Consider the following 23998-nt stretch of genomic DNA (forward strand, 5'->3'; position numbering starts at 1 on the left):
TACCGTTTGCCGCTCATACTCACTCCTTTAGCCTAGAATTATGGCTCAGGAGTGTCTACAAGAGTCGTGGCGATTCATATTGCATATAGGGCACCGATCAAGAAGGAAATTTCCATGGTTCGTGCAGACCGTATAGAAAGCAACTCGCCATCGTTTTCTGAAATATGGTATTTCATCATCAGCTAAACAATCCGGACAAAATTGTAGACCATACCCTCGTCGTTTTCGATGGTACATTTGAAGCACCAACACTCCGTTTAATATCCCAGCTGAGTGAAACTTGGGATACAACTTTCCTTCGTAGGATCTCAAGGTCGTATTGAGAACGGCTGCTGCAGGGGTACCAGTCCGCATAGCAAGCTCGTCAATTAACCATTGTGGTGCGAGGCGATCAATATCGCGGTTCCAAATTTGTCGACCGCCAAAGACAATATTGCAGAATGTCTGTGCCTTCATGCCATGCCCATGCGCCAAGCGCACGAGCCAACAAGAAAGCAATTCACCAGGTAAGGGTTTGTAGCGAATCGGCCAAAGTTGGGAGGAAAGTTTCCTCATAGTTAGAGTCGTTTATATTGCTTCCGTTTTGATGGTGGCACCCAACGTAGTGTGGAAATGCGATCCAGTGTGATTAGCTCGGCCCCCGTCCGAATAGCATCAACTGCCAGTTCCTTGACGAGGTCACACATGTCACCTAGGGTACCTTCGCTGCGAGTATGAATCGCCAGCATCATCTGTGGATCCTTCAGATTCGATGCCAGTTTGAGCGGCGCACGCAGCTCCAGCGTGGCCAACAACGAGCCGAATTCGTTGTTCGGTCTCCAAGTTGGGAGTTCCTCCGGCGTGAAGCGGCTCGACATTTGAGGATCGGTGTTGAAGGCGTTATACGCGTCCTCAATGCCGGCAGCAACAATACTGACCATAGTTTCATTGCCGAGACTTTTGAGCGCGTTGCGGAACTCCTGTTGCCGGTTCAGACTACCTGCAATTAAGTGGTGAATTTCATCAACGATCAACATGCGAACGTTCATCTGCCGAAATAGCCGTTTTATCTGAGAGTATTTTTCCGGGACTGATGCAGTCGGCTTGTAGGGCGTCATCAAGGCGTCTAGTATGCGGGTATAGAAATCCGATATGTCGGGCTTGGGCGGTGCCTCTACCATCACAACGGGGCAGATCGTAACTTCGCCTGCGGGATCAAGGTCTGGTTCATGCATTGACATAAAACGCTTGAGAATGGACGTCTTTCCGTTGAATGAAGGCGCGACCAGAAGCATGTTCGGCATACGGGTTATACGCGGATATTCCAGCAGCTCTTCCATACGCTCTAGGATGCGTTTTGCATCCCTGTAGCCCAGCCAGGCACCGGCCTGAATTGCATATATGCGCGCCTTATCCGACTGATCAATCAGCCCACGTGCGGCATCGTTAAGATGCGGATAATTGCCTTGATTTGGTATTGGCGTGTTAGTCATCGTCGAGCGGTAGTACTGCGTCCGGATCATAGCCGCGCACGGCCGGAGGTAAGTCACTGGGTTCCGATTTACTGACTTGGGGTAGAGCTTCGGCTGTTTCGCTGCGGGCTTTAGCATGCTGAGCGCGCCGCTGCGCCGCGCGCCGTGCCGATTTTGTTTTCTCGGCGGCATCGTCCTCAAGAGAACGCTGTTCAGTGAGCAATGCAAACACGGCCTTTTCATCCTCGTGAGAGATATTCCGTTCATCGGCCCGACGATGTGCTTCGCGCAATTCCCAAATACTTACCGGTGGCAGACTCGTGTCCCTGTAAGGGATCGAAAAATGGCGCCCGGCAATTTCATCAAAAAAATACAGCTGGCTGATGTCCCGTGGATCACGGTGAAAGCGGAATTTGCGTCCGTGGCGCGGGAATTCTGGATGCGGAGTGTTTATCCATGGCCGCAATACGTCATGATAGTAGTGCACGTCGTCGATGACCACTCCGTAGTTTTTGATCATCCGTTCTTTGAACGGCATGAAATCGATGCGCAGTTTTTCTTCGTCCAAGCGTCGTGCCGGTAGTCCACGACCTGGCTTGCCTTTCGTGCCAAGCAAACCCTCGCGCCATTTAGTCAGCGGGGTCGTTCCAATGCCAGCGTGAACCTTCCGGTGGTAGCGAGCGAAAAACAGAACTAGCCATTTTTCTAGCTCGCTAAAGGTCATGCAGGCATTCCCTTCAGCATCGTAGACACCCTTTTCGTCTGGACCGGAAAAGGTTGCACCCTTGACGGTCTTGAGCCCTTCGGACACCGTTCCCATCAGTCGCTCAATATGCGCACCGTACCTTGGCTTCTTAACCGGACGCAAATGAAGATCAATGTCATATTCGTTGCAGGCGAATTTAAGCATATCGCCGCGAAACTCACGTGCGTTATCCATATGCAGGATTCCCATGACACCCCAGTACGGCCAGTCAGCAGAAGTGGTTCCCAAACCAAGCCGGGATATCCACTTTTCCTTGGGCATGATCGCGTGCGAAATGCACATCCCTGCGGACATAGCCGATGGTGCGTCCAGCGTTAGATACATTCCGAGACATACGCGGCTATAGACATCGATAGCCAAAGTAATCCAGGCGCGGCGAATAGATTTGCGATGCACGTCGTCAACGATAATGACGGGCAGTAAGGTGTGATCGATTTGAACTAGGGCTAGTGGCCAATCGGCATCGGGAATCACGCCCTTGATGGGGTCAAACTGGTCGTGGGCTACCGCCTTACCCATACGACTTTGCACGCGTTCGCGGCCGTTAGATTGGTCAATGCGTATGCGAATCGTGTTGAGCGCAGGTAAACGAAGATTGGCATTGGAACACCGCCGTCTAATCTCTTCCACTGTTTTTGCGATGGATCTGTTTTGCTCGGTATCGTGAAAGTTCTCAATACAATCCATAATGATCGCGTCTACCTCGGCGGGTAGTCTTCCCTTGCCTTTGCCACCTCGGGCACTGAGGCTAGGCAATAGTGAGGATAGCAAACCGGTTTCGCGAAACGCTGCGGCCCACCGGTAGACTGTGGCCCTGCTGACGCATGCTTCTGCTGCAATCTTATCGGCTTTGGCACCAGAATGTTGATAGACGGGACTATCTAGAAGAGGCGCGATCTGGCGCCTACGCTCTTCGGCAACGCGCCATTCCTCGTCAGATATTTCCAACAGATCCCGCTTAGCTGCAGAAGCATTATCCGGAGTACCAATTTTCCTCGGTGGACCGAGGTCGCCAATTCTGAGCAGCACCTTCTCACCAGAAGCCACTTCCTTGGCGAGTACCAGGTTGAGGTCCGCCAGCGCCACAATGACATACTCCCGACCGTTGTCGACTACGGTCGCGCCTTCCTTCAGCCAGAGTTGCGTTGGTTCTTTGTATTTGTTGCTCATGCTGCTTCCGGCAATTTGAATAGGACGTCACTGTCGATCACGGCGTCCAGATTAATAATTAGCCGTCGCATGAGTACTAGATTCCAGATAATCGGGAGCCAGTACAGCTGTTCTTCATCGTTGACGGCCAAGCGCAGGAGCAGGCGCGGAAGGGAAGCTACACCGTCCATCTCGTTGACGAGATCAAGGATTTTTGTGCAGCTTTCATCGTCGGGGAAGATGTTGCGATATTCCCTAAGAAATTTGAGATTGATTAGGCGGACGGTGCGGATTTCCATTTCAGTGGTGAGCCCGAACTCCCAGTTGCGTTCGGCGGCGTACTGTTCTGCCGCTGCAAATTTAGGCGCGTATTTTTCAGCGTTTTTCTGGAGATCATCCGTATGCTTGATTTCGGTAAGAAAGGGCTTGCGAACTTTTCCAGTGGCGGCGTTCGCATGAAAATGTACGAGGACATCAGGGGTATAGCCTCTTGCTACACCAGGTACAGGAATATTGACCGGCTGCTCCTCAAAACTTTCAACTGCATCATCAAAGTCCAAGAGCATCATGTATTCCTTTTCCAATAGGGACTCGAAGCTGCCCATGCTTCCGTTCTTTCGGCTGGCGAAGCTGCCGGTGACGGTCAGGTGATTCTTTGGTATTTTGCGAACTGGCATACGGTCATTTTCGTATTGATGTAGCGGAGAGTATTGTCTTTTCAAACCACTCAGCGAAGTTCTCGATTTCGGAAATTGCAGTCGACAACTGCTCTTCACTCACGTGTACGGTCGCGGGGATCATCCAGGATTTATCGCCGTCAATGTCTGCGAATAAGGCAAACTCCGTTTCGCTCACGAAAAATGGGCTACGCAATTTTTTGAAATCCGAATTTGAGTACTGCGCGCGATGGCTAGTAATAGAGGATGGATGGGCTATGCTGTTACGTGCAAGTATCACCTCTTCTAGTAACTGGACGTTGGCAGGGCTAGCTGTGAAATCAATCTGAAAATTATCGAAAAAATGAACGCCATATCCGCCGAGCCATCCGTTCTTGAAAGCTACTTTTTTCGTTGCGGCATTGATGGGAACACGGCTCTGCCTTACCCAGGATTCGAGATACAAATGGAGCGCAGAGGCAAGCATGGAAATGCATGAATATGCCAGCACATGCAGGGACTCATCGGCTTCGATCCATTCATCAAGAAATGCGGGTTCATCATCTTCGCTATACGGTGGTACAAACGGCTCCTCTTGAGCGGTGATCAATCGCTTGCGCTCGACATAAGGCGTAGATGCAGTGTCGTAAAATTGGCGCACGAAATTCACGCGTGATTTAAAGAAATAATAGATATCCATCAGCGGTTCCCTTTTTGTTTTTTCGACGCGACGTCAATGAAATCGTTTGGGGTGGCGACTTGAATGTATCTATCATAGGGACCCAAGGCGGAATTGCTGTTGATCCGCATCCACCTGGTAGCCCATCGCTCGATAACCTCGTTGGCGCTTTTCCCACATTCTGTAGAGCTGAGGATGATCCTGCTCGACGTAGTCGTAAATTAGGATATCGGTTTTGCTCGCATGGTCGCGATGCAAACGACCGGCATACTGCTGCAGCGTCCCTGTCCACGAGATTGGAAGCGTCAAGATCAAGGTATCTAATGGGGCATGATCGAAACCTTCGCCGACCAGTTGAGCACTGGCCAGTAAAATGTGTGGGGCATCTTCGGGCAATTCTGCCAGGGCTTTGATGATCGCCTGGCGCTCTTTGGCCTTCATGCGCCCGTGCAGCATGAAGCATGGGTATTCGACATTCGCAAAGTGCGTATGCAGTAGGTCGAGGTGTTCTGTTCGTTTGGTCAGTAACAATACCTTCCGTCCATTTCTCAACGCGCTGATCGCGTCGGCGACGATGCGTGCGTTTCGATCGCTGTCCTCGGCCAGAAGTCGGATGACTTCCTGAATGCTGGCGTGCGGTGAAATCGATGGCGTCGGAAGGTGACGGACGCGGACCATGAGTTGATCCGGGACATGTGCTGGACTCTTGGCGATATTCCTGACGGGGCCGGATTGCATGAAGATGATCGGGTGGTGGCCATTGCTGCGAACAGGGGTAGCGCTGAGTCCGAGAACATAGCGTGAGCTAGCTTGCTTCAAGACGGCTTCGAACGTTTCTGCTGTTAAGTGGTGTGCCTCATCAATGATAACCTGCCCGTATTGGCTGAATAGCTCAGGAAGGTCCTCGCGGCGTGCAAGGCTTTGAATGACCGCGATGTCGAGTAGTCCAGTCGACTTCTTTTTGCCTGCGCCGATAAGGCCAATCTTCTGGTCGTCCAATCCGATAAAGCTTCCAAGTCGCTCCTGCCATTGCCGCATCAAGTCGGCGCGGTGGACAATGACCAAGGTGCTCACTTTTCTCTTGGCAATAATGGCCGCTGCGGTGACCGTCTTTCCAAATGCGGTCGGCGCAATCAGCATGCCGAAATCATGTTTTACGACTGCATCGAGCGCTTCCTGTTGATCCTGGCGAAGCACGCCTTGGAACGTTGCGTTTATTGGCTTTCCCGTCGAGCGTGCGTCGCTCAGACGGAGTTCAATTTTGTTGACGGCGAGCAGAGCCTCAACATCACTTAGACAGCCTCGCGGCAATGACACGAATTTTTCATGGTTCTCTGCGCGACTGATAATTCGAGGCGTATTCCAGGTGGACCTGAGCGTTGCCTGAAGCTTGTAGAAGTCGGGATTTTGAAACGCCGCAATGCGAATCAGGCGGTTCATCAGCGATTGCGGCAGGCCAGCTTTTTCAATGAATAATTGCGCTGCGATTGTCGCCTTGATAGCTTTCGGCATGATGCCGTTAAGTTTGACATCAGGTTTGGCAGGGCGGACCCATGGCGCATCGGCATTCTCTTCCGGTACCTCGGCGTATGCGATGTCCAGCGGGTGGCGGTCGCCAACGAGCTTGGTCAACGCCGTTTCGATGCGGCTTTGTGGGAGGGGCTTGATGTTTTCCAGAAATGCCCACTGGTCAGGGAGCTGTTGCAAGTCCGCATCGACAAAGACACTACGCCCGAGATCGCGAGGCTCCTTTTGCAGCGGCAAGGCAATTAGGTTGCCAAATCCGCCTTTCGGCATGGTGTCTTGATTTGGGAAAAGACGGTCATAAGATTTTAGAGTCAACTGCCGGGTGCGAGCGCAGGTTGCGCTAATTAGTGCGGCTCCGAGCCGCCGCACGTCCCTTGCTGGCGTCGCGTTCGCAAAGAAAAGCCAAAGATGTGCGCCGGAGCCGGAGCGCGAAATTTCCAATGCCGCAGGGAGATCGTTTTCAACGCAGGTTTTCAATACCGCGCGCGCGTCCTCGCGCCAATCTGCGTCGTCGAAATCGATAGCAAGAAAATAGCATCGGTTATCGAGCAGAAGCGGATAGACACCGGCAGTGATCTCACCCCTGAGATGTCGGAAGACGACGTAGTCGGTGACGGGCGCAAACAAGCTATGGCTGCACTCGCTGCATTTTATTCTCGGCTTTTCGCAAACGCCGCGACGCCATTCATTTGCACAGACGGGGGAATATCCGGGTTTTTCCGTCGTCTTGCTTATCCAGCGGACAGGGTAGATATCCTCCCGACCACGAAAGAGCCGTCGGAAGAGCTTGACCTTCGCCTCGGGCGATAATTGGCTGGAATCACGTTGGATCACCGGCGCGGCGGCCACCATTGAGAGCGGCGCCGCAATGCCATGCATGGCCAGCAGCGCTTTCAATGCTGCATTTTCAGCGCGTAGCTGAGCGATTTCCGCGTCGATCTTTGACATGCGAGGCTAGTTTTGCGACTATGGATATAAACGCCCATCGAAAATCAAGATCGAGTACGGGGCGTTCCTAGGTGTTGGTGCAACCTCATGGACGTTGTCTCGCCAACTTCTGGAGAAATATACGTCAAAATTCCTAAATTGTCTCACTCCTGCATTATTGTTAGTTTATCAATTAATGATTTTGTTCACCTACTTATAATTCATATGCCCAACACGGATAAAATACATTTGCAAGATATGTCAGGTTTAGTAAAAGACTCTTTTATGGTATTGATCGACATGTCGTTGACAAGTGTTGAATCATTTAAATTTGACAATTTAATTGATGAATTTTTACACCTGTTTATGGTCGATTCTTCAGAAATTGTAAGTAAGCTTCTTATCACAGATAAGTTTCATCTTTATAAATCGTTTTGGAAATCTATTCTAGAGTGTTTGTACAAAAAATATCTGCCGCAACATGAGTATATATTTGATTGGCATATTGAAATTAGTCCATACACGCTCAACATTTGCGATTTTTCAAAAAATCTTGGCTCGGATGCTGAATTAATTCTCTTAAAACGGTTATTAAAAATTTCGGATGATGAAATTGAGCAAAACTACGCCGACATATTAATTCAGCTCGGTGTGCCGGAATTTGTCAAAATCGACTCAATGATTCCTGCAGATCGATTGCCAACGAAACGCACCGATCAGCTACGCCTGCTATTTCGTTTGATGAATTTTCCACCTTTAGAAGAACTATCGGTGTTCTTCAAAACGTACGGTGATCATATTAACCGACAAAATAGAGAATTATCGAAGGTTTTTCCGGGAATGAATGTTTCAGAGAATTTTAGTTTTGCGTTCCAAGGTGCACTTGGAGCGACTTTCTTCTGTATTGATCATGCTTCTTTTAAGCGTCGCGGTCTGAGTGGAATTGAATCAGATCTCGCTAATCCTGAATTTAAACAGGAATTCGAAGAAATTAGAGCAGCCTCGCTTGCGTCTGCCGAAACCCTCAAAGATGTATCGATATGTCCGTGTTGTGGTGAGCCACAAGAAATAACTATACCTGAAGAGGTGGCTCAATATATGCTGCTTATTAATAATAGAAAGTTAGCGAAGAGAGCAGGTCTACAATATTCATTGGATTTTATGATAGCGCAGAAGAAGCTTGTTGTTGAGGCGGTTACTTCGATTATTACGAAAATCAATGATGTGGCAAAACCTGATTGCTTGATTCTAGTCGAAGGCGAAAGTGAAGAGATTTCTATTCCGATTTTAGCGCTGAAAAGTGGTCTATTTTTAACAAAAGAAAACATTAAAGTATTTAATGCAAAATCTAAGCAAAAACTAGAGGCAGAATTCATGAGTCAAAGAGAAAAATTTCCTTTGATGAAAATGATATGTTTATTAGATTCGGACGCTCTGAAAGAGGCTGAAAATATTTCGCGCCTAGTAAAAGATAATCGAGATAAGTATCATCTAATCCACATAAAAAAAGGTTGCTTTGAGGATTTGTTCAATCTCTCAAAATCAGTTGAAATATTAAATTTGATGTACCCGGATGGCAAATCAATTCTGATTGAGGATTTTGATACGTCTAAGGATTTTGGACAAAATATCGGTCGTATTTTACACGACAAAAAAAAGGCTAAGTTCGACAAGGTAAAATTCGCCAAATTGATCTCTTCATCCATTGAGGTTAAGGACATACCAATAGAAGTAAAGGACCTACTTGAGGCAGCTAAGAAATTCGCGATCAAACCCAAATTTCTGTCGAAGAAATAGCCCTGCTGAAGGCCATGCATGCTCAATCTCCCACGTGCCCTCCAAACATTCATTTTGTAGTGAAAGGAGGTCCCATGGCGGCGAGCGATTGCGTGCAGCCCTGCCCGACATGTCGTTGCCAATTGCCTATCATTTTGGCTTACAATCCCAATAACCATCTTCGGCGATGGTGGGGCAATCTAACGGCGTTAATCGGCGACTGGAGCGATGGTGCACTTTACTGGCTTCGCCGGAGGAAGAAATGAATAATATTCGTTAGACCGCTCGTCTAAAAAAGGAAGCTTGCGTATGACAATGGTTGACGCACGAAGCCGACACCATTTCCAGCGCGTAAGTCGGCCCGAGTTCGTTGATCGAGGGCGGCAAGTCGCTCGGAGAAGCGAGTTCTCCATTGCGAGGTGGAACCGTGACCGATCCTAATGCACAAGCCTTTAGGGACTTGGCGGAGGCCCATCTCGGAGCCATCCTCAAGGCATTGCCGAGCGATCGTATGGATCGTTTTGCCCTTTTCATTGAAGTGGTCCGAGCGATGGACTACTGGGGAACGCATGCTCCAGGCCTGATCGGCAACAGCGAGAAAGTCGCGCAATCGATCGACCTGATGTATTGGGGATGGAACAGAGCTGTCGCGGAACTCTTTGAGCCAATAGACAAGACAGATGCCTTCCCTCTGAGGGAAAGCACACACGAATCGCGTGTATTCGCAGCTGGCCTCATGCAAGAATTCGGCAAGGTTTCGCTATTGCGTCGCTTGGCCGACATGTGTGAGCGGGGCATTGTGGCTGTTACAAGAGATGCTGACGAGTTCCAAATTCACATGGGCGAAGACGCGCGAGCACAGTTTGCTGATGCTCAAGAGTCGGGCCGCCTGAAAGCCGCAGAAGCGCTGTTGCCTGCGTCGAGCGCGGGTTGGACGATGGCTTTGATGCGCGACGCCTTGCGTTTCCCCAATATGCCGGGCAACTACATGGCTGCGGCCGATGTGCCGCTCAAAAAGTGGTATAGGCCCGATATCGAGGAACTCATCAAGTCACTAGTGAGGCCTTGGGACACTGGACGAGGCGTGATGGTGGCCTACGACGCTCGCATTGAGGTCGATAAGCACTACATGGCTGAAGCTTTGTCGCTAGCGACGCATTGGCGCGAGGCCTCGGGCATACACCCCGAGGCGATGTTGGGCTCAATCACCGGTGCCGACATCGCAGGCGTGGGTGCCTCGCTCATTAGCCTTCACTCCAAGCATTTCGCCTGCGTGTCAGTGGCGAAGAAGATGTATAACCATGTGTCCGTCGGTCAAAGCTTGACCATCTGGGGGCCACGAGCCGCCTTGGAGGAGTCGATTTCCATCATGAGCGGACGCCCCGGGCCTGTCGTCCATAGCGTATTCAATGCGCTGGCGATGACATCAGAGCAGGCAAAGAAGCTATACGATCACTCTACCCCCTTGATTCCCTTACTCTTTGACCTAGGCAATGGCTTCATCTTGCGGCCGGTGTCGTGCTTGACCCGAAACCCCTTCACAGCTGCTAAAACCCAGCAACAGTGGTTAGACCCGCGTACTGAACACGCAGTCGCGGCTGACCGCGAGAATTGGATGCGGGAGCATCTCTACGCGATGTTCCGTGGTCGGCGCTACATTTGTTTCCCTGGTAACCTCAAGTTGCGTCATAAAGGGGCAGTCTTGACGGATATCGACGCGGCAATCTATGACCGGCTTACCGGCGATGTCGGGATCTTCCAGTTGAAGTGGCAAGATTATTCAACCAACGACGTTCGCCAACTCCGAAGCAAAGCTGCGAATCTCTCAGCTGAGCTGACTGACTGGTCTGAGAAGATAATGTCGTGGATTAAGGAAAACGGTATTTCGGCACTCGATCAGTCGCTGCGGCTTAAACAGAAACGTCGTGAAGGGGTCAAAGGTGTCTTGATCTTTGGCATTTCAAGATCTTCTGTCCGCACGCAGGGCTACGGTGTTAAGACAGATGCACCTTCTTTGGCAATGGCGGTGTGGCCGCAGTTTATCCGTGCACGCATGGAAGTTGGCCCTTCTGAGCGTTCCTTGCGAGATATCCATGCGCGACTTCTCGAAGAGTATGAGCAGGTGCCTGACCTCCGTCCGATGCCGGTTTCGATACGAGTTACCGGCGCGACGCTCCACCTTCAGGATTTTTGGAACCGCACAGACAATGATCCCTCGAAATTTGTCTCATGAACTTCTAAAAATTGTCTCATCAACTTCTGGATAAAATCGCATGAAAGCGCCCCAATTGTCTCGTGAACTTCTGACTGCTCACAGCTGGCGAATAAGCGCCACCGCGCGTCGCCGCAAGTGCAAGGCCGCTGATGTCAGCGGCCTTTTTTGTGCGTGTTGGGCGCCGCGCCACGTGTTTGGGAGAAAGTTGCTATCATCGTCGCTACGCACGGGTCCATCCCGTGGCGCAACCCGCCCGCAACCGATTCCGACCCCAGCTCCCATGAACGACAACAAATTCACCCCCGCCTATTTCAACCAGTTCGGCGTCGGCACCTTGCCGGCCCACCTGGGGATCGTCGTCACTGAGGTGCGCGAAGGCAGCGTGACGGCCGAATTCGAGGTCACGCCGCAGCACCTGGCGCCCAACGGCTACCTGCACGCGGGCAGCGTGGTGACGCTGGCCGACACGGCCTGCGGTTACGCCTGCGTGGCCCACCTGCCCGAAGGCGCGGCCAGCTTCACCACCATCGAACTGAAATCGAACCACCTGGGCACGGCGCGCGAAGGGACGGTGGTGGCCACGGCCACCGTGGTCCATCTGGGCAAGACCACCCAGGTGTGGGACGCCACCGTGCGCAACAAGGCCAGCGGCAAGACCATGGCGCTGTTCCGCTGCACGCAGATGCTGCTGTACCCGAAATAAGGAGCCGACATGGGACGATCGATTGCGCGGGCGGGCCTGGCGCTGCTGCTGCCGGCCGCGCTGGCCACGGCGCAGCCGTCGGCCCCGGACGATGCCGTCTACCGGGGACTGGGCGGACAGGATGGCATCCGCAAAATCGTCGCCACCTTCATTCCGCTGGTGCTGGCCGATCCCGTGATCCGCGACACGTTCGAGGATTTCGACATGGAGCAGCTGGCCCAACGTCTGGCCGAGCAGTTCTGCGAAGTGGGCGGCGGCCCCTGCGCCTACACCGGCAAATACCGCGACAAGACCATGGACGGCGTGGGCACCGTGCGCGACATGACGACCGTGCACCAGGACCTGAAGATCACCGACACCCAGTTCAACGCGCTGGCCGAGGATTTGCAACTGGCCATGGCGCGCAACGGGGTATCCAACGGCGTCGCCAACCGCCTGATCGCGCGGCTGGCGCCGATGCGCGCCATGATCGTCACAGCGCGCGCCGAGCCAGGCCGGCCGGACCTGGGCAAGTTCCTGGCCACGGGCGGCGTCAGCCAGCTGGAAGGCGCGGCCGGCGGCGGCCTCACCCCGTGGGCCCTGATCGCCGGCTACGGCAGCCGCGACAGCTGGGGCGCCAACGCCCACTACACGTGGGTGCGCACGCAGGACTATGCGCTGGGCAGCGGCGGCGTGGCCGTGGGCGTGGCGGACCGGCTGGAATTGTCGCTGGCCGAGCAGACCTTCACGGGCAGCCTGGCGCCGCTGGACCACCTCCGGCTGCGCCAGGACATCGTCGGCCTCAAGCTGCGCGTGGCCGGCGATGCCGTCTATGGGCAGGACAGCGCGATGCCGCAACTGGCCATCGGTGTGCTCTACAAGCGTGACAAGAACGTGGGCGGGCTGGGCGCGCTGGGCGTGACGGACGTGCGCCAGCTGGGCGCGCGCGAGGACCACGGTTACGACTACTACGTGGCGGCCACCAAGCTGCTGCTCGACCACAGCCTGCTGCTGAACGGCACGTTGCGCGCCACCCGCGCCAACCAGATGGGCTTGTTGGGCTTTGGTGGCGACCGCGGCGACAGCATGCGCCTGATGCCGGAAGTGTCTGTGGCGTGGCTGGCCGACCGCAAGCTGGTGCTGGGCGTGGAATACCGGCGCAAGCCGCACAACCTGAGCGTCGATGACGAGAAGGCCTATTACGACGCCTTCGTCGCCTGGTTCCCCAACAAGCACGTGTCGGTGACGGCGGCCTACGCGGTGCTGGGCGATATCACGGTGTTCAATCCGGTGCGCCAGCGTGGCCCCTACGTGTCGCTGCAGGCTGGCTTCTGACGTAAAAAAAGGAGCCGGCGGCTCCTTTTTTTAACCTTGCAGGGCTTTTTCCAGCAGCTTGTGCAGGGCCGGGAATTCCGGCTGGCCCACGTAGCGCTTGAGGATCTTGCCATCCTTGTCGATGACGAAGGTGGTCGGCGTCATGGCCACGTTGCCGTAGGCCTTGGCCGCGTCGCCGGCCACGTCCAGCGCCACCTTGAACGGCAGCTGGCGCGTTTCGGCGTAGTTGACGACGTAGTTGGGCGGGTCGTCCTTCATGGCCACGGCCACGAATTCCAGCCCCTGCGACTTGTACTTGTTGTACGTTTCCACCATCTGCGGCATCTCGGCCACGCAGGTGGCGCACGACGTGGCCCAGAAATTGACCATCACCACCTTGCCATGCAGGCTCTCCGGCGAAATCTTCTCGCCCTTGATGCTCATGAACGTGACGGCCGGCGCGCTGCTGCGCTGGTTCAGCGTGGCGTAGGCGGCCAGGCCGGCGCCGGCCAGCAGCACGGCTGCCAGCGCGGGCTTGAGCCAGGCCTTGGAGGAGGAAGTTGTCGCTTGCATGGTCGGGATCGGCTACTTATGCCATTTAGGGCTGCGAAATCAGGTACGGATCATTATAGACCCGCTTTCTTAAGCGTGCCTTGCGGCCGTCACTGGCCGCCGCCCTGCGCCGCCTGGGCAGGCGTGGGCTTGGGCTGGTAGGTCTTCCATTCCTCTTCCGAGATGTATTCGAACACCTTGACCACTTTGGTCACGCCGCTCACGCCGCGCGCCACCTCGGCCGCGATGGTGCCTTCACGCTGGGTCACGCGGCCCATCAGGAACACGGCGCCGCGCTCCGTCACCACCTTGAAGGTGTTGGCCGAGATGTCCTTCTGGTCCACCAGGCTGGCCTTGACCTTGGTGGTGATCAGCGCGTCGTTGGAGCGCGAGGTGAAGCTGCTCAGACCCGCGATCTCCAGTTCGTTCACGGTCGAGGCCACGCCCTCGATGCCGCGCACTTCACGCTCGACCTGCTCCTTCATGGCCTGGTCGCGCACCTCGCCCGTCAGCAGGGCGCGGCGGTTGAAGCTGTTGATGTTCACGTGGCCGGCGTCGCCCACCAGGTTGTGCACCTTGATCTCGGCCTTCACCACGATGGCCTGGTCTTCCGTCTGCGCGCCGAAGGTGCGGCGGTCGGAGGCGGCCACGGTGCCCACCACGGCGCCGCCGACCATCATCTCCACGCAGCCCGACAGGGTCGCCAGCATGGCGCCGCACAGCAGCGTCATGGCCAGCGGGCGTTGCCAGCGCCGGCCGGCGCGGGTATTGATCATTGGCTTACTCATTGACGTCTCCTCCGAATAGGGCGACATCGATGCCGTCGCAGATGCAGTGTATGGTCAGCAGGTGCACTTCCTGGATGCGGGCCGTGCGGTCCGCCGGCACGCAGATGTGGACGTCGGCGTCGGTCAGCATCTTGCCGATCGCGCCGCCGCCCTTGCCCGTCATGGCCACCACGCGCATCTCGCGCTCCAGCGCCGCCTCGATGGCCGCCATCACGTTGGCCGAATTGCCCGAGGTGGACAGCGCCAGCAGGATGTCGCCGGCCTGGCCGAACGCCTGCACCTGCTTGGAGAAGATCTCGCGGTAGCTGTAGTCGTTGGCCACGGCCGTCAGGATCGAGGTGTCGGTGGTCAGCGCCAGCGCCGGCAGCGGGAAGCGTTCGCGTTCGAAACGGCCCACCAGTTCGGCCGCGAAGTGCTGGGCGTCGGCGGCCGAGCCGCCGTTGCCGCACACGAGGATCTTGTTGCCGTTCGAGAGCGCGGAGAACATCATCTCGATCGCTTGCGAGATCGGCTGGGCGAGCACGGTGGCCGATTGGATTTTGAGTTCGGCACTTTCGTGGAAGTGCGACAGGATGCGTTGAGTATTCATAGTCGGCGATTATAGTGCAATGGCCGTGCCCGCCCCACAAGCGCTGAAAAAAATGCTTACATTTGCAGCACGTTGCGCAGCCAGCGCAACTGGCCGCCGTCGATGGCCACCACGTCGAAGCGGCACGGCGGCAGCGGCGCGCAGCGCAGCAGGTAGACCTGGGCCGCGCGCACCATGCGCTGCTGCTTGCGCGCCGTGATGCTGGCGGCGGCCCCGCCATGGCGCGCGTCGGCCCGGCGCCGCACTTCGACGAACACCAGGTGGGCGCCGTCGCGCATGATCAGGTCGATCTCGCCGCCCTTGCACAGGAAATTGCGGGCCACCAGCGTCAGCCCGTGCAGCGTCAGGTGGGCCAGCGCCTCGTCCTCGCCCTGCGTGCCGAGCCGCTGCCGGTCGGTGCGGGCCATGGCGCGCTCACGGCGTCACAGGCTGCGGCACGCCGTTCTTGTACACGGCGGCCTGCTCGATGCGCTCGAAGCTGGCCGGCCCCATGCCGAAGCTGACCGTCAGCCGGCCCGTCACGCCGTCGAGCTGGAAGCGCACGCCCGTGTGGTGGCCGATCTCGCGCGCCACGCGGTAGGCGTCGATGCCCAGCGCGTACAGCCGCTCCAGGTCGGCCGCGCCGGGCTTGCGTTCCTCGGGCTGGGGCGGATGGGGATAGACCATCACGGCCGGATGGTCGGCCTGCAGCTGCCACGGCAGATCGAGCAGGCGCACGCCGTCCAGCTCCTGGGTGGGGAAGCTGTTGCCGTTGCCGGGGTTGAGCGACGAGGTGCCGTAGATGGGCGGCGGCTCCGGCAGCGCCCCGTCGAGCGCGCCGCGCAGCTGGCGGGTCTGGGACGCGTCCAGCGCCGCGAACAGCAGGCCGGGCGGGTCCGTTTGCAGGCGCGCGCGCAGCTGCACCAGTTCGGGGTCGTTCAGGTAGCCGTTGGCCGCGCCCAGTTCCACCGTCCTGACGGCCAGCCCCTGGCGCTGCCACTGGCTGGCGAAGGCGGCGGCGATGCGGCGCTGCCACGGCGTGCCGGTGGCCAGCACCAGCGCGCTGGCGCCCGGATGTTCGCTGGACGCCCAGTTGGCGGCCTGGCGCGCCTCCTCCTCGATCGACAGGCCCATCGCCAGCATGCGCGGCGGCAGGGGCGGCTGGCCCGGGTTGCCGTAGCCGTCGGGCGTGTTGAGGGCGATGGTGGGTTTGCGCAGCAGCGGGCTGGCGGCCAGCGCGCCGACGGCGGAGCGGCCCAGCGGGCCCACGACCAGGTCCGCCTGTTCCTGGGCGCTGGCGTAGGTGGCCAGCACGTCGCTGGTGGCGTCGCCGGTGTCGGCCACGGTGACGGTCACGCCGTCGCGGTCGCGCTCCCAGGCGGCCAGGAAGCCGGCTTTGACGGCGGCGGCGGCCTGGCCCAGCGTGTCCGAGCGCAGCGGTAGCAGCAGCGCCACGCGCAGCGGGGCGTTGGAGGGGATGGCGTCCATGTCGGCCACCGGCGCGCTGGCGGCGGCCGGGGCGGAGGACAGCGACGGCAGCGCGGTGCCGGTCGCGCCGGACTGGCCGCCGACGCCGGGCATGGCGACGGCGAAGGTTTCGGCCGGCCGTGGCGGCGGTTCGGGCGCGGGCCGGGGCGCCGGCACGGCGACGGGCGCGGGCGGCGGGCTTGTAATTGAGGTGATAGGCGCGCACAATCGCCCGGGCGCGCCGCAGGGCGTGCTGCAGCCGGCCAGTCCGGCCGCAATGCCCAGCAACAGCAATCTCACACTCTTAGCCAGCATCCTGCCTCCCATGACCGTACCTGATTCCAGCACCATCGCCAACCTGCCCGTGATGGGCGAAACGGCGCACCAGACCTATCCTAGCGCAACATTGTACGTAGTGGCGACCCCGATCGGCAATGTGACGGACATTAGCCTGCGCGCGCTGCATGTTTTGAGCCTGGTCAACGCGGTGGCGTGCGAGGACACCCGCAACACGGCCCAGCTGATGACCCGCTTCGGCCTGCACAAGCCCTTGATCGCGGCCCACCAGCACAACGAGCGCGAGGTGGCCGACACGCTGATCGCGCGCCTGCAGGCGGGCGAACGGATCGCGCTGGTGTCGGACGCGGGCACGCCGGCCGTGTCCGACCCCGGCGCCCGCATCGTGGACGCCGTGCGGACGGCCGGCCTGCGCGTGCTGCCGCTGCCGGGCGCCTCGGCGGCCGTGACGGCGCTGTCGGCCAGCGGCTTGGTGAACGACCAGTTCTATTTCGTCGGCTTCCTGCCGGCCAAGGCCAAACAACGCGAAACGTTCCTGCAGTCGCTGCGGAGCGTGACGGCCACCATGGTGTTCTACGAGGCGCCGCACCGCATCCTCGATTGCGCCGGCGCGCTGGCGGCCGTGTTCGAGCCCGAACGCCAGGTGGTGTTCGCGCGCGAGCTGACCAAGATGTTCGAGGAAATCCACCGTTGCCCGCTGTCCGAGGCCGAAGCGTGGATCAAGGCCGACCCGCACCGCGAGAAAGGCGAGTTCGTCGTGCTGCTGGCCGGCGCGCCCGCCGCCGACGAGGCGCAGGACGCGGAGGCGGAACGCATCCTGTCCATCCTGCTGGCCGAATGCCCGGTCAAGCAGGCGGCGTCGCTGGCGGCGCAGATCACGGGGCGCAAGAAGAACGCGCTGTACGAACTGGCGCTGCGGATGAAGGCGGACGGCGGCGAATAAGTGGGCTTTGTGTTGCATCAAGCTTGGAATTTCTGCCATTTCGCCTTGAATTATTCGCGCCATGGTACATACTGATTGGCACGCCCCTTGACGGATCGTACCTGAGCCTGTATGATTCTCTTTATTCGGAGTGTAGCGCAGCCCGGTAGCGCATCTGGTTTGGGACCAGAGGGTCCAAGGTTCGAATCCTTGTACTCCGACCAAAATTTAAAACCCCGTGTGATGGAAACATCACACGGGGTTTTTCCTTTTGCGGCGTGATGCTGATGCCGCTGAACTAAAGTCGTCTTACCCGCGCAGGCGGGTACCCATAGAACGCTTGCGCCTTGGGGGTCTGACCCCCAAGGGGTCTGACCCCGGTTTTTGCCCCTGGTCAAGCCGCGCGCTTGGCGGCGATGGCGTTGCCGGCCCGGCTGGCGCCTTTGCGGCCCAGGAATTGCGAGATGAACTGGCCGGCGTCGACCACGATGTCGAGATCGATGCCCGTTTCCACCCCCAGCCCCTGCATCATGTACAGCACGTCCTCGGTGGCCACGTTGCCGGTGGCGCCCTTGGCGTACGGGCAGCCGCCCAGGCCGGACACGGACGAGTGGAAGATGGCGATCCCCACTTCCATGCTGGCGTAGATGTTGGCCAGCGCCTGGCCGTAGGTGTCATGGAAGTGGCCGGACAGGCCGTCGACCCGGAACGCGGCGATGGCGCGCTCCATCACGGCCTGCGTCTTGCGCGGGGTGGCCACGCCGATGGTGTCGGCGATGTCGATCTCGTCGCAACCGAGGTCGCGCATGCGGCCCACCACGTCGGCCACGGCGTCCAGCGGCACCTCGCCCTGGTACGGGCAGCCGAAGGCGCAGCTGATGCTGCCGCGCAGGCGCAGGCCGTTATCCTTGGCGGCCTTGGCCACGCCTTCGAAACGGGCGATCGACTCGGCGATCGAGCAGTTGATGTTCTTCTGCGAGAACGCCTCCGAGGCCGAGCCGAAGATCACCACCTCGTCGGCGCGCGCGGCCAATGCCGCCTCGAAGCCCTGCATGTTGGGCGTGAGGGCCGAGTAGATCACGCCCGGCTTGCGCACGATGGCGTCCATCACCTCGCGGCTGGTGGCCATCTGCGGCACCCATTTGGGCGAGACGAACGACGCCGCTTCGATGTTCTGGAAGCCGGCGCTGGTCAGGCGGTTCACCAGTTCGATCTTTACCTCGGCCGGGACGTTCTCCTTCTCGTTCTGCAGGCCGTCGCGCGGCCCCACTTCGACGATCTTGACTTGCTTGGGCAGGCTCGCTTGCTTGTTCATGTGTTCAATATCCCAGGTTGCGGTCGACGATGCCGTCGACCAGTTCGCCGTTTTCGATCTTGCGGATTTTTTCCGCGATCTGCTGCACGCTTTCGCGGCGCAGCGTGAGCGCGGAGATGTGCGGCGTGATGGTGATGCGCGGCTCCTGCCAGAACGGGTGCTGGGCCGGCAGCGGTTCGTTGCGGAACACGTCCAGCGTGGCGCCGGCGATGTGGCCGGCCTTGATCAGGTTGAGCAGGTCCGGTTCGGCCAGATGGGCGCCGCGCGCCACGTTGATCAGGTAAGCCCCCTGCGGCAGCTTGGACATGTTGCTGCGGTCGATCAGGTTGCTGGTGTCGGGCGTGAGCGGCAGCATGCACACCAGCACGCGCGTGCCGCGCAGGAAGGTGTCGAGTCCGGCCGGGCCGTGGTAGCACTGCACGCCGGCCACGTTCTTCTCCGTGCGGCTCCAGCCGCGCAGCGGGAAGCCGAACGGCGCCAAGGCTTTGAGCACCTGGCTGCCCAGCGCGCCCATGCCCAGCACGCCCACCGTGAAATCCTCGCGGTGGTACTGCGGCAGCGGGGCCCAGGTGCCGGCCCGGGCCTGCGCCTCGTACGTGTCGAAGCGGCGGAAGTAGCGCAGCACGGCGTGCACCACGTATTCGGCCATCTGCGCGCCCATGCCGGCGTCGCCCAGGCGGATGATGGGCACGTGGCGCGGCAGCGCGTCGCCGAACTTGAGCAGCGCGTCCACGCCGGCGCCCGTGTTGAAGATGGCCTTCACGTCGGCCAGCTCGGGCAGCATGGTTTCCGGCGGCGCCCACACGACGGCGTAGTCGCACGGCGGGGATTTCTCGCCCGCGTGCCAGATCGCGACCTCGGCCTCCGGCAGGAATTTGCCGAAGTCCTTGATCCACGGCTCGGTCTTGCCGTCCGCGCGGTGCAACAGGATGCGCATGATGCCCTCCGCTTACGCCGCCGCCTTGAAGGCCAGCAGCGGCGCGCCGTCCGCGACCTGGTCGCCGACGTTGTACAGGATTTCCTCCACCAGGCCGTCGTGCGGGGCGGCGATGGTGTGCTCCATCTTCATCGCCTCCATGATCACCAGCGCCTCGCCCTTCTTGACGTCCTGGCCCTTGGCGGCCAGCACGGCCACCACCTTGCCCGGCATCGGCGCCGTCAGGCGGCCGCCCTCGGCCTCGCTTTCGCCGGCGTGCGCCATCGGGTCATTGTAATGCAGCGGATAGTGATGACCGCCCGTGAAAACGTGCAGCAACTCGCCGTCGCGGCGCACGGTGCCATGCACGGCCGTGTCGCCCAGTTTGATGCTGAGGTCGCAGCCGTCCTGCTGCATCAGGCCCAGCACCAGCGGTTCGCCGCCGTCGCGCGCGAACAGCCAGTCGGTGGCGCGGTAGGTGACGGCCGCGTGGTAGGCCTTGGCCGGCAGCGTGGCCGCGTAGTCGTCGCTGAACGACAGCGTGCGCGCGTATGGGAAGTTCATGCGCCAGCCCAGCGCCTGGCCCCACGGGTCGGCGCGGTTGGCGCCCGACTGGGCGGCCGCGGCGTCCTTCTCGGCCTCGATCAGGGCCACGGCGGCCAGCGCCAGCGCGCCCGACGGCGCCGCGTGGGCGGCCGGGAACAGGCTGTCCTGGTTGCGCTCGATCAGGCCCGTGTCGAGGTCGGCGCCGGCGAAGGCGTCGCCCTCCACCAGGCGCTTGAGGAAGGCGATGTTGGTGGCCAGGCCGACGATCTTGTACTGCGCCAGCGCCTGCGCCATGCGGGCCAGCGCCTGCTTGCGGTCGGCGCCCCACACGATCAGCTTGGCGATCATGGGGTCGTAGAACGGCGAGATGGCGTCGCCCTCGCGCACGCCCGAGTCGATGCGCACGGCGGCCGGCACGCCGGTCCCGGGCGCGCCGCCCAGCTCGAACGCGACGGCGGCCGGGGTGTCCAGGTGGCGCAGCGTGCCGATCGACGGCAGGAAGCCCTTCTCGGGATTCTCGGCGTAGATGCGGGCCTCGATGGCGTGGCCGTGGATGGCCAGTTCCTGCTGCTTGCGCGGCAGCGCCTCGCCGAACGCCACGCGGATCTGCCATTCCACCAGGTCGGTGCCGGTGATCATTTCCGTCACCGGGTGCTCGACCTGCAGGCGGGTGTTCATCTCCATGAAGTAGAACGAGCCGTCCTGGTTGGCGATGAACTCCACCGTGCCGGCGCCCACATAGCCGACCGCCTTGGCGGCGGCCACGGCCGCCTCGCCCATGGCGGCGCGGCGCTCGGGCGGCATGTTGGGCGCCGGCGCCTCCTCCAGCACCTTCTGGTGGCGGCGCTGCACCGAGCAGTCGCGCTCGAACAGGTAGATGCAGTTGCCATGGGTGTCGGCGAACACCTGGATTTCGATGTGGCGGGGGCGCAGCAGGTATCTCTCGGCCAGCACCTTGTCGTCGCCGAAGGAGCTGATCGCTTCACGCTTGCACGAGGCCAGCGCCGCCTTGAAGTCGGCCGCGTGTTCGATCACGCGCATGCCCTTGCCGCCGCCGCCGGCCGAGGCCTTGAGCAGCACCGGGTAGCCGATGCGGTCGGCCTGGGTCTGCAGGAAGTCGGCGTCCTGCTCGTCGCCGTGGTAGCCGGGCACCAGCGGCACGTTGGCCTGTTCCATCAGCGACTTGGCGGCCGACTTGGAGCCCATGGCGCGCATGGCCGACGCGGGCGGGCCGATGAACACCAGGCCGGCGGCGGCGCAGGCGTCGGCGAATTCGGCGTTCTCGGACAGGAAGCCGTAGCCGGGGTGGATGGCCTGGGCGCCCGTGGCCAGCGCCACTTCGATGATCTTGTCGCCGCGCAGATAGCTTTCCTTGGCCGGGGCGGGGCCCAGCAGCACGGCCTCGTCGCACACGGCCACGTGCTTGGCGTTGGCGTCGGCCTCGGAATAGACGGCGACCGTCTTGATGCCCATGCGGCGGGCGGTGGCGGCCACGCGGCAGGCGATTTCACCGCGGTTGGCGATCAGGATTTTTGTGAACATACGTCTCCTCTGTTCAGCGCGTGGCTGGGGTTGTTTTTTGGAGCCTGCTGCAAACCAGGGGCCGCCCCGAGGGTCGGACCCTTGATCGTCGACTGCTTCGGGCTTCGTTTAGCAGCCGCACTTCTCTTTTGGCGCCGATTCGAGCACGGTGCCGCGGGTTTTCAGGCCCAGTTTGTTCAGCAGCGCGCGGTCGTCCTCGGCCTCCGGGTTGCCGGTGGTGAGCAGCTTGTCGCCGTAGAAGATGGAGTTGGCGCCGGCCAGGAAGCACATCGCTTGCACGGCTTCGCCCAGCTGGCGGCGGCCGGCCGACAGGCGCACGCGCGCCTTCGGCATGGTGATGCGGGCCACGGCGATGGTGCGCACGAATTCCAGCGGGTCGAGCGGGTCCAGGCCGTACAGCGGCGTGCCTTCCACCTGCACCAGGTGGTTGACGGGCACCGATTCCGGATACGGGTTCAGGTTGGCCAGCTGGGCGATCAGGCCGGCGCGCTGCAGGCGCGACTCGCCCATGCCGACGATGCCGCCGCAGCAGACCTTGAGGCCGGCCTCGCGCACGCGGCCCAGCGTGTCCAGACGGTCCTGGTATTCGCGGGTCGAGATCACGTTGTCGTAGAACTCGGGCGCCGTGTCCAGGTTGTGGTTGTAGTAATCGAGGCCGGCGGCCTTCAGGCGCAGCGCCTGCTGCTCCTCCAGCATGCCCAGCGTGGCGCAGGTTTCCATGCCCAGCGCCTTCACTTCGCGCACCATCTCCTCGACCTTGTCCATGTCGCGCTCTTTCGGGCTGCGCCAGGCGGCGCCCATGCAGAAGCGCGTCGCGCCGCTGGCCTTGGCCTGCTTGGCCGCGTCCAGCACGGTGTCGATGTCGAGGATCTTCTTGGCCTCGACGCCGGTGTCGTAGCGGGCCGCCTGCGGGCAGTAGCCGCAATCCTCCTCGCAGCCGCCGGTCTTGATCGACAGCAGCGTGGCCAGTTCCACGTCGCCGTCCGGGAAGTTGGCGCGGTGGGTTTGCTGGGCCTGGAACATCAGGTCGTTGAACGGCAGCTCGAACAGGGCCAGCACGTCGTCCACCGGCCAGGTGGCGGCGGCCGGCAGCGTGATGGGCGCCGTGGGACGGTGCAGTTCAACGGTTTTCGGTTCTTGGGTCAGGGACATCGTGTTTCCTTCTACGGTCAATCAGGTTAGGCAGCCGGCCAGTTGGGCAGCTTGGTAAAGTCCAGGTATTCGGCGGCGGCGGCGGCCGATGGTTGCGCCAGGCGCGGCACGCGGCCCAGCAGCGGGGCCGGGATGCGTTGCTCGAGCGCGGCGATGTTCTCGTCAATGAAGGCCATGTCGGGGTCGACCTCGTTGGCGACCCAGCCGGCCAGCATCAGGTTGCGGCTGGCGATGGCCTCCACCGTCAGCAGCGCGTGGCTGATGCAGCCGAGGCGCATGCCCACCACCAGCACCACGGGCAGGTCGAGCTGCTCGGCCAGGTCGGCCGTGTCGAACTCCTCGTTCAGCGGCACGCGGAAGCCGCCCACTCCTTCCACCACCACCGCGTCCGAGGCGGCGCTCACTTCGATGTAGGCGGCCAGGATGGGCACGGGCGAGATGTATTCGTCCTCCAGTTCGGCCGCGATGTGGGGCGCGGCCGCTTCCTTGAGCAGGAACGGCGTGGTCAGCTCCTGCGGCAGCGACACGTTGCCGGCCGCGATCAGCTGGTCGGCGTCTTCATTGTGCCAGCGGCCGTTGCGCAGTTCGGCGCCGGCCGCGACGGGCTTCATGCCGCAGGCGCGCACACCGCTTCGCACGAGGGCGTGCAGCATGGCGGCCGAGATCAGCGTTTTGCCGATCTCGGTGTCGGTGCCGGTGGTGAAGCAGGCGAAGCGGGGGCGCGCGCCGGCGGCCGCCGGTGCGGGCTGCACCTGCGGCGTGGCGGCCAGAACGGGGTCGTCCAGACTCAT

At 59.9% G+C, this 23998-nt stretch carries 21 protein-coding genes, 1 tRNA gene and 1 pseudogene; 7 read left to right on the forward strand and 16 right to left on the reverse strand.

The features are described 5' to 3' along the window. Positions 1 to 45: 45 nt before the first annotated feature. From AC1RQG_RS21230 to AC1RQG_RS21255, 6 genes are all read right to left on the reverse strand, one after another. Entirely contained in the window at positions 46 to 555 is a 510-nt protein-coding gene (locus AC1RQG_RS21230) for a TniQ family protein (protein WP_493134323.1), read from the reverse strand. A 2-nt stretch (positions 556 to 557) separates the two neighbouring features. Further along, positions 558 to 1472: a TniB family NTP-binding protein gene (locus AC1RQG_RS21235; protein WP_493134325.1), complete on the reverse strand. Its 915-nt coding sequence runs from the start codon at positions 1470 to 1472 to the stop codon at positions 558 to 560. Continuing rightward, positions 1465 to 3387 carry a transposase gene (locus AC1RQG_RS21240; RefSeq protein WP_493134327.1) on the reverse strand — a complete coding sequence of 641 codons (1923 nt, stop codon included), beginning with the start codon at positions 3385 to 3387 and terminating at the stop codon, positions 1465 to 1467. The genes AC1RQG_RS21235 and AC1RQG_RS21240 overlap by 8 nt, the downstream gene beginning before the upstream one ends. After that, positions 3384 to 4043 (reverse strand): TnsA endonuclease N-terminal domain-containing protein, encoded by a 660-nt coding sequence (locus AC1RQG_RS21245; RefSeq protein WP_493134329.1) that lies wholly within the window; start codon positions 4041 to 4043, stop codon positions 3384 to 3386. The genes AC1RQG_RS21240 and AC1RQG_RS21245 overlap by 4 nt, the downstream gene beginning before the upstream one ends. 4 nt (positions 4044 to 4047) lie before the next feature. Continuing rightward, positions 4048 to 4722, reverse strand: a complete 675-nt coding sequence (locus AC1RQG_RS21250; RefSeq protein ID WP_493134331.1) for a hypothetical protein — start codon at positions 4720 to 4722, stop codon at positions 4048 to 4050. 72 nt (positions 4723 to 4794) lie between these two features. Then, positions 4795 to 7176 (reverse strand): TOTE conflict system archaeo-eukaryotic primase domain-containing protein, encoded by a 2382-nt coding sequence (locus AC1RQG_RS21255; RefSeq protein WP_493134332.1) that lies wholly within the window; start codon positions 7174 to 7176, stop codon positions 4795 to 4797. Positions 7177 to 7263: 87 nt separating this feature from the next. Between AC1RQG_RS21255 and AC1RQG_RS21260 the strand changes: the two genes are divergently transcribed. The 5 genes and pseudogenes from AC1RQG_RS21260 to AC1RQG_RS21280 all read left to right on the forward strand — a co-directional run bounded on the left by AC1RQG_RS21260 (position 7264) and on the right by AC1RQG_RS21280 (position 13163). Beyond that, positions 7264 to 8952 carry a TOPRIM nucleotidyl transferase/hydrolase domain-containing protein gene (locus AC1RQG_RS21260; RefSeq protein ID WP_493134334.1) on the forward strand — a complete coding sequence of 563 codons (1689 nt, stop codon included), beginning with the start codon at positions 7264 to 7266 and terminating at the stop codon, positions 8950 to 8952. Positions 8953 to 9358: 406 nt separating this feature from the next. Further along, positions 9359 to 11164, forward strand: a complete 1806-nt coding sequence (locus tag AC1RQG_RS21265; RefSeq protein ID WP_493134336.1) for a hypothetical protein — start codon at positions 9359 to 9361, stop codon at positions 11162 to 11164. 262 nt (positions 11165 to 11426) lie between these two features. Further along, entirely contained in the window at positions 11427 to 11849 is a 423-nt protein-coding gene (locus AC1RQG_RS21270; protein WP_493134338.1) for a PaaI family thioesterase, read from the forward strand. A 9-nt stretch (positions 11850 to 11858) separates the two neighbouring features. Continuing rightward, a pseudogene (locus AC1RQG_RS21275) lies at positions 11859 to 12260 on the forward strand (group I truncated hemoglobin); the annotation flags it as partial. Positions 12261 to 12305: 45 nt separating this feature from the next. Continuing rightward, positions 12306 to 13163: a DUF3034 family protein gene (locus tag AC1RQG_RS21280; protein WP_493134496.1), complete on the forward strand. Its 858-nt coding sequence runs from the start codon at positions 12306 to 12308 to the stop codon at positions 13161 to 13163. A 30-nt stretch (positions 13164 to 13193) separates the two neighbouring features. On the opposite strand, the gene AC1RQG_RS21285 is transcribed toward AC1RQG_RS21280, so the two are convergent. From AC1RQG_RS21285 to AC1RQG_RS21305, 5 genes are all read right to left on the reverse strand, one after another. Further along, the gene (locus AC1RQG_RS21285; protein WP_182160897.1) at positions 13194 to 13715 is read right to left on the reverse strand and encodes a TlpA disulfide reductase family protein; all 522 of its coding nucleotides are present in this window, start codon (positions 13713 to 13715) and stop codon (positions 13194 to 13196) included. A gap of 89 nt (positions 13716 to 13804) precedes the next feature. Further along, complete coding sequence (locus AC1RQG_RS21290; protein WP_493134340.1) at positions 13805 to 14482, reverse strand: BON domain-containing protein; 678 nt, start codon at positions 14480 to 14482, stop codon at positions 13805 to 13807. Next, positions 14475 to 15071: a phosphoheptose isomerase gene (locus AC1RQG_RS21295; RefSeq protein WP_493134342.1), complete on the reverse strand. Its 597-nt coding sequence runs from the start codon at positions 15069 to 15071 to the stop codon at positions 14475 to 14477. The genes AC1RQG_RS21290 and AC1RQG_RS21295 overlap by 8 nt, the downstream gene beginning before the upstream one ends. 56 nt (positions 15072 to 15127) lie before the next feature. After that, positions 15128 to 15478 carry a YraN family protein gene (locus AC1RQG_RS21300; RefSeq protein ID WP_493134344.1) on the reverse strand — a complete coding sequence of 117 codons (351 nt, stop codon included), beginning with the start codon at positions 15476 to 15478 and terminating at the stop codon, positions 15128 to 15130. Between the two features lie 7 nt (positions 15479 to 15485). Then, on the reverse strand, positions 15486 to 16832 hold the full coding sequence (locus AC1RQG_RS21305) for a penicillin-binding protein activator (protein WP_493134346.1): 1347 nt from the start codon (positions 16830 to 16832) through the stop codon (positions 15486 to 15488). A 10-nt stretch (positions 16833 to 16842) separates the two neighbouring features. Between AC1RQG_RS21305 and rsmI the strand changes: the two genes are divergently transcribed. Further along, on the forward strand, positions 16843 to 17757 hold the full coding sequence (rsmI, locus tag AC1RQG_RS21310; protein WP_493134348.1) for a 16S rRNA (cytidine(1402)-2'-O)-methyltransferase: 915 nt from the start codon (positions 16843 to 16845) through the stop codon (positions 17755 to 17757). A gap of 126 nt (positions 17758 to 17883) precedes the next feature. Further along, positions 17884 to 17960: transfer RNA gene (locus AC1RQG_RS21315), tRNA-Pro, on the forward strand. A gap of 170 nt (positions 17961 to 18130) precedes the next feature. On the opposite strand, the gene AC1RQG_RS21320 is transcribed toward AC1RQG_RS21315, so the two are convergent. The 5 genes from AC1RQG_RS21320 to bioD form a co-directional block, all read right to left on the reverse strand. Beyond that, entirely contained in the window at positions 18131 to 19051 is a 921-nt protein-coding gene (locus AC1RQG_RS21320) for a hydroxymethylglutaryl-CoA lyase (protein ID WP_493134350.1), read from the reverse strand. Positions 19052 to 19055: 4 nt separating this feature from the next. Then, positions 19056 to 19988, reverse strand: coding sequence for a 2-hydroxyacid dehydrogenase (locus AC1RQG_RS21325; RefSeq protein WP_493134351.1), 933 nt, complete (start codon positions 19986 to 19988; stop codon positions 19056 to 19058). A 12-nt stretch (positions 19989 to 20000) separates the two neighbouring features. Beyond that, on the reverse strand, positions 20001 to 22055 hold the full coding sequence (locus AC1RQG_RS21330; protein ID WP_493134352.1) for an acetyl/propionyl/methylcrotonyl-CoA carboxylase subunit alpha: 2055 nt from the start codon (positions 22053 to 22055) through the stop codon (positions 20001 to 20003). Positions 22056 to 22163: 108 nt separating this feature from the next. Then, positions 22164 to 23207: a biotin synthase BioB gene (gene bioB, locus AC1RQG_RS21335; RefSeq protein WP_493134353.1), complete on the reverse strand. Its 1044-nt coding sequence runs from the start codon at positions 23205 to 23207 to the stop codon at positions 22164 to 22166. 26 nt (positions 23208 to 23233) lie between these two features. Then, positions 23234 to 23998 carry a dethiobiotin synthase gene (gene bioD / locus AC1RQG_RS21340; RefSeq protein WP_493134355.1) on the reverse strand — a complete coding sequence of 255 codons (765 nt, stop codon included), beginning with the start codon at positions 23996 to 23998 and terminating at the stop codon, positions 23234 to 23236.

Source organism: Rugamonas sp. GW822-FHT03B10 (assembly GCF_058801745.1).

Excerpts from the sequence above, each read along its gene's own strand:
- AC1RQG_RS21240 (WP_493134327.1), bottom strand. The coding sequence starts at position 3,387 with ATGAGCAACAAATACAAAGAACCAACGCAACTCTGGCTGAAGGAAGGC.
- AC1RQG_RS21320 (WP_493134350.1), bottom strand. The coding sequence starts at position 19,051 with ATGAACAAGCAAGCGAGCCTGCCCAAGCAAGTCAAGATCGTCGAAGTG.
- AC1RQG_RS21235 (WP_493134325.1), bottom strand. The coding sequence starts at position 1,472 with ATGACTAACACGCCAATACCAAATCAAGGCAATTATCCGCATCTTAAC.
- AC1RQG_RS21290 (WP_493134340.1), bottom strand. The coding sequence starts at position 14,482 with ATGAGTAAGCCAATGATCAATACCCGCGCCGGCCGGCGCTGGCAACGC.
- AC1RQG_RS21245 (WP_493134329.1), bottom strand. The coding sequence starts at position 4,043 with ATGCCAGTTCGCAAAATACCAAAGAATCACCTGACCGTCACCGGCAGC.
- AC1RQG_RS21250 (WP_493134331.1), bottom strand. The coding sequence starts at position 4,722 with ATGGATATCTATTATTTCTTTAAATCACGCGTGAATTTCGTGCGCCAA.
- AC1RQG_RS21230 (WP_493134323.1), bottom strand. The coding sequence starts at position 555 with ATGAGGAAACTTTCCTCCCAACTTTGGCCGATTCGCTACAAACCCTTA.
- AC1RQG_RS21330 (WP_493134352.1), bottom strand. The coding sequence starts at position 22,055 with ATGTTCACAAAAATCCTGATCGCCAACCGCGGTGAAATCGCCTGCCGC.
- AC1RQG_RS21280 (WP_493134496.1), top strand. The coding sequence starts at position 12,306 with ATGCGCGCCATGATCGTCACAGCGCGCGCCGAGCCAGGCCGGCCGGAC.
- AC1RQG_RS21325 (WP_493134351.1), bottom strand. The coding sequence starts at position 19,988 with ATGCGCATCCTGTTGCACCGCGCGGACGGCAAGACCGAGCCGTGGATC.
- AC1RQG_RS21255 (WP_493134332.1), bottom strand. The coding sequence starts at position 7,176 with ATGTCAAAGATCGACGCGGAAATCGCTCAGCTACGCGCTGAAAATGCA.
- AC1RQG_RS21285 (WP_182160897.1), bottom strand. The coding sequence starts at position 13,715 with ATGCAAGCGACAACTTCCTCCTCCAAGGCCTGGCTCAAGCCCGCGCTG.
- AC1RQG_RS21295 (WP_493134342.1), bottom strand. The coding sequence starts at position 15,071 with ATGAATACTCAACGCATCCTGTCGCACTTCCACGAAAGTGCCGAACTC.
- rsmI (WP_493134348.1), top strand. The coding sequence starts at position 16,843 with ATGACCGTACCTGATTCCAGCACCATCGCCAACCTGCCCGTGATGGGC.
- bioD (WP_493134355.1), bottom strand. The coding sequence starts at position 23,998 with ATGAGTCTGGACGACCCCGTTCTGGCCGCCACGCCGCAGGTGCAGCCC.
- AC1RQG_RS21300 (WP_493134344.1), bottom strand. The coding sequence starts at position 15,478 with ATGGCCCGCACCGACCGGCAGCGGCTCGGCACGCAGGGCGAGGACGAG.
- AC1RQG_RS21260 (WP_493134334.1), top strand. The coding sequence starts at position 7,264 with ATGGACGTTGTCTCGCCAACTTCTGGAGAAATATACGTCAAAATTCCT.
- AC1RQG_RS21270 (WP_493134338.1), top strand. The coding sequence starts at position 11,427 with ATGAACGACAACAAATTCACCCCCGCCTATTTCAACCAGTTCGGCGTC.
- bioB (WP_493134353.1), bottom strand. The coding sequence starts at position 23,207 with ATGTCCCTGACCCAAGAACCGAAAACCGTTGAACTGCACCGTCCCACG.
- AC1RQG_RS21305 (WP_493134346.1), bottom strand. The coding sequence starts at position 16,832 with ATGCTGGCTAAGAGTGTGAGATTGCTGTTGCTGGGCATTGCGGCCGGA.